The 444-nt window shown below is 41.9% G+C and carries 1 protein-coding gene; it reads right to left on the bottom strand.

The genetic code is table 11. The features are described from left to right. A partial coding sequence (locus SB775_RS27480) for a glycogen/starch/alpha-glucan phosphorylase (RefSeq protein WP_410864298.1) occupies positions 1–444 on the bottom strand: 444 nt, incomplete at both ends.

The raw sequence follows: 444 nt of genomic DNA, 5'->3' as shown, positions 1-444 counted from the left end.
CTGGTTCAGCATTCCAAAGTCTGAGTGTATTTACAGTACTCGTCTCATAACCTACTACTGGAACGTCATATGGTACTGCCATAATCACTTCTGCATTCGTATGCCTGAACTCTAAACGCCCGTCAATGTATAGCGGTTCAACATTGCCGAAATAACTTACTTCTACAGCTTGATCATGCCTTCTTACTTCCCATACGTTTTCATGAAGAAGCCACTGTTCTGGAAATTCAACTTGATAACCATCAACAATTTTTTGATCAAATAAGCCGTGCTTGTAACGAATTCCACAGCCATGACCTGGTAAGTTTAAAGATGCAAGTGAATCAAGGAAACAGGCTGCTAATCGTCCAAGTCCACCATTTCCAAGACCTGCATCTGCTTCCACCTCTTCTAATTGTTGCAAAGAAATCCCAAGCTCAGAAAGTCCTTGCTCACATACATCCC

The organism is Peribacillus sp. SIMBA_075 (assembly GCF_046534585.1).
This window is presented reverse-complemented; position numbering and strand designations above follow the sequence as displayed.